Origin of the sequence: Bradyrhizobium sp. (assembly GCF_016462955.1) — a bacterium.
Taxonomy (GTDB): domain Bacteria; phylum Pseudomonadota; class Alphaproteobacteria; order Rhizobiales; family Xanthobacteraceae; genus Bradyrhizobium.
In genome coordinates, this window is record NZ_JAEMSD010000075.1 from 1 (window position 1) to 4364 (window position 4364).

Sequence of the window (4364 nt, forward strand, 5' to 3'; positions counted from 1 at the left end):
ATCCCGAGGGATATCGTCGCGAGACCGGGAAAGATATCCAGCCAATAGCTGACTCGTTCCCCAGGGAGCGTCGCGATGAGCGCGAATCCGATCGCGACCACCACGGGTCCGAGCGACAAGGTTCGCCGGACTCCCCATCTCGTTGCCAGATCCCCCAGAGGTCGCGACAGCGTCCCCATAACGAGTGGTAACGGCAGAAGGGCGAAACCAGCCCGCGTCGCGGAATAGCCAAGTCCGTTCATGAAGAAGAGGGGAAGCAAGACCATGAACCCGCCAAGGGCGCAGTAAAGGAGCAGGGTCAGGATCGAGATTCCTGAGAAGCTCCCTGAAGAGAAAATGCCGAGTGGCATGATCGCATCCTTCTGCTTTCGCCGTTCGACATATACAAACGCCGCGAGGGCCAGAAAACCCGCCCCAGCTGTTCCAAATACGACCGGGTTCAACGCACCTGCCTGAGGAAGGTAGGTGAGCGAGATAGCCAAATTCCCGAGTGCGATTACGGCGAGTGTGGCTCCGGTCAGGTCGAGCGGAGCGCGCGGTAGTGGCGACGCGCTACTTGGGATGCTCCGAATTCCCATCAACAGAGCCGCGGCTGCAGGAGGTACGACAATCGCGAAGGACCAGCGCCAATCGGCGTGATCGACCACGACGCCTCCTAGCAGTGGAGCCGCCGCGCCGGCGATTGTGCTCGCGGCCGCCCATGTGCCGACGGCGTGCCCGCGCCTCTTCCCGGAGTAGGCGTCGGCAAGGAGCGCCAAGCTATTGGGGACGATCAGGGCGGCGCCGACGCCTTGAACGAAGCGTGCGGCGAGCATCAGCGCCAGGTTGGGCGCACATGCGCAGCCGAGCGTCGCAAGCGCGAAGATCGCCAGGCCGAGGATAAAAAAGCGCTTGCGCCCGAGACGGTCGCCGAGCGCGCCTCCGAGCAGGACCAACGCCGACATCGGCAGGAGATAGGCGTTGATGATCCACTGCAGACCGGCGGAGTCCGTGCCAAGATCGCGCTGCATCGAAGGCAGTGCGACTGTGATGATCGATGCGACGGTCACCGCCAGGCTCGAGGCAAGGATCGTCGCGACCATGGTTGCCGATCCCGGATCCGCAGCGGCGCCTGACACGCCGCGCGCAGTCAACTCGTCACAAGGGGGCGGGAGGACCATGGTCAAAAAGCTGGCTCCAGATATGGCCGCAGCGATATGAGATCCCGCCAAAGCACTCGTTGCATTTCGGTGAAGTCTCTGCCGATCGTCTCCTCATCAACTCCCAGTCATTGTCGCCAAGGCATCAGCCGCGAAGACAGCGGCAACCTTGACACGACCGTGCCGTTTCAGGTCCTGCGGTGCGAAGCGCCGATCCGCGACAACGGGGATATGCTGCGCAGGATCTCCTCCAGACGCCTTTCTCCGTCCACCGTTTGGGCACCTCGCGCCAGACCGCCTCGGATCAGCGTCTCAGCCGCTGGCTCGGCGAATAGCCTGCTCCATTCCGCTTGCTCGCGCACGAACCCGGCCCGGAGATCGGGAGAAGGCAGCACACGTTTAGCCGCCTGCGCCACGCCAGCCGGCAAGGCGGCGATATGGTGGGCTAGCGTATCGACGAAATCGTCGAGTTCGGTTGCGGGCAGCGCCCGGTTGATCCAACCATACGCGGCGGCCTCCTCCGCGCTGAAGACGCCGCCTCCCAGGATGATTTCCAGGATGCGTCCGCGGGTCATGCGCGTCGAAAGATATTGCATCGCGCCTCCGCTCGGCACGATGCCCATGAGTGCCTCGACCTGGCCGAGACCGGCTCGTCCGATCGCTCCGAATGCCATGTCACAGGCGGCGATGAACTCGGCGCCGCCACCCCGCGCGACGCCAGCGAGCTTCACGATGGTTACCTGCGGAAGCTCGCGAACCAGTTCTCCAAGCGCCTGGAAGACGTTCAGGCCGGCGGGCACATCACGCGCGATCTCGTCGAACGCATGCGGATCGTCGATCAACGCCATGTCCACATGAGCGATAAAGAAGTCGGGAGAACCGCTCTCGAAGACGATCACGCGCATTGCCTCATCGTCGCGGGCCTTGATCAGAAAATGCCGCAGGTCCGTCATAAGCGCCACGTCGAGGATGTTGACCGGTGGATTTTCGATCGTGACGGTCACGACGCCCGAGCGGTGCGCGACGCGGAGTTTCTGATAGTGATCCGACATTCAAGCCTTCCGATCTTTGGTGGCGGCCGCATTTGTCGAATCCATACCGTCTCGAGAAGGGGATCAGTAGCTCCGGAACTGGGGTAACTGTGTCACGCAAGCAGGAACGCCCGCGATACCTGCGTCGCCGTGACTTGCGAGGTTGAGGCACGGTTGGAATGTCTTCGGGCATCAAGCGGGACCTTGGCCCAAGTAAGTCGCTCCATCTCGCAGGCGCCGGAGCCGCCGGAGTGACCGACAGTGTGACGCCGCGACCTGATGCCGTTGACTGATTGGGCAACGATGATTCGCGGTGATCGCGGCGCTGCTTCACTGGCAGACGCGATAGCGTTCCGCATTACGCGACACAGTAAGTCATTTTGTGGAGCTACTGGCGCGTCCGCAGGATTGCTAGTCCCACTTGGAGGCGAGTGCGACGAAGCCGACGACGAAACTGCTCGCATCGCACACGAACCGCAGCGCCTCGTCGGAAAAGTACCAGGAGTGCCAATGCTACGCCTTCTCGCCCGTAAACGCGCCGCTCTCGTATCCGTTGGCATCGTCACCACGCTCGGCATGGGTTTCGGAGGAGGCGAGGCGAGCGCGCAAAGCTGGAATCGGAAGCAACGCGAGGACGCGCGCACCTGCGAGAGTTTCGGCAACAGGTACGGCACACCCGCCTTCAGCGATTGCATGTTGGCGCAGCAGCACAGGCGCGACACCAAGCAACTCCGGTCGATTGAGGAGACCGAAAGGCTCTCACGCATCGCTAGGGACGGCCAGATCATGGCCGAACGGGCGCGCCAGCAGCGTTGTGAACGCAACCCGGACCGCCGCGAGTGCCGTCGCCGATAACTATGCGGGTACGCCGAGCCATTTCGAACACCTTAGGGGGCGAGTGAAAATGATCCGGAAAGCACTGATCGGGTTCGTAGCGATTGTTTGGTTCTCTGCAGTTCAGGCGCAGCCGGCGCCGGAGAGCTCTGGCGCTGATCTGATCGTTTTCAACGCGAAAATTTTTACTGGCAACCGTGCCCAGCCAGAGGCGACAGCATTGGCCGTCAAGGACGGGCGGATCTATTCGGTCGGCCCCGATGAGGCCATCTTGGCCCTGAAGAACCCTTCGACCAGGGTGATCGATGCCCACAGCCGTAGGGTCGTGCCTGGCATTGTCGATGCCCATATCCACGTCCTCAATGACCTGGCCTTCAACTACAATGTCCGCTGGGATGGTGTTCCGACGCTGCGCCAGGCTTTGACGATGCTTCGTGAGCAGGCAAGACGCACGCCGGAAGGTCAGTGGGTCAAGGTAATCGGAGGTTGGTCTCCTTATCAGTTCAAGGAGAACCGCTTCCCGACGCTGGACGAGCTACACGAAGCGGTGCCCAATCATCCCGCGATCGTACAATATGCCTACAATCAGGCCTTCCTGAACAAGCAAGCGATGGCGGCGCTCGGCGTAGGGACTGATCGGTTTCCGAAGCTCGATGGCGTCGAAATCGAAAAAGATGGCCGCGGAAATCCCACCGGCGTGGTCCACGGCTACACGTGGCTTTTTCTCGCCCTCGAAGCCATGGTGCCGCAGCCCACTTTCGACGAACAGGTGAGCTCGCTGGCTTATAGCATTCACGGCCTGAACCGGTTCGGCGTGACCTCGATTATCGATAACGGCGGCAGGTGGCCATATCCTGAGGCGCAGGCAAGGGTAAACGTGCTTGCTCGCGACAACCGTCTCAATGTGCGCATGCCCTTTGTGGATCTGCAACTTGGCAACGGCGGGCCGGTGAACATGGTGGATCTGGAGCTAGAGGCGATCACGAAGACAGCGCCGATCAGCCCGGGACAGAACCTGCACCCCGCCTTGGCGCACGGGCATGAGTATCGCGGTGCCGGCGAGGTCTTGAGTGGAGAAGTGCACGACCATGAGAATTTCGACCGCCCAGCGGTGGTCATCGCGCCGGACACAATGCGGCGCTTCGTCGAGGAGGACGTGAAGAAGCTGGTCGAGCGGCGCATCCCGTTCCGCATGCACATCAGCTACAATGAGAATATCTCGCCCTTCCTCGATGCTCTGGAGAAGGTGAACGAAACCATTCCGCTCGACGGGCTGCGGTGGAGTCTCGAACACGCCGAGACCATCAGTCCGCAGAATATCGCTCGGGTGAAGAAGCTGGGGGGCGGTATCGCCCTGGAT

The 4364-nt window shown here is 61.8% G+C and carries 3 protein-coding genes; 1 reads left to right on the plus strand and 2 read right to left on the minus strand.

Annotated elements, in window-relative coordinates:
* On the minus strand, positions 1–1082 hold a 1082-nt coding region (locus JHD07_RS10890; protein WP_291621835.1), incomplete at its 3' end, for an MFS transporter.
* 245 nt (positions 1083–1327) lie between these two features.
* On the minus strand, positions 1328–2191 hold the full coding sequence (locus tag JHD07_RS10895; RefSeq protein ID WP_291621837.1) for an enoyl-CoA hydratase/isomerase family protein: 864 nt from the start codon (positions 2189–2191) through the stop codon (positions 1328–1330).
* A gap of 883 nt (positions 2192–3074) precedes the next feature.
* Here JHD07_RS10895 and JHD07_RS10900 point away from each other — a divergent pair.
* Positions 3075–4364 (plus strand): amidohydrolase family protein (locus JHD07_RS10900; protein ID WP_291621839.1); only part of this gene is annotated, 1290 nt, incomplete at its 3' end.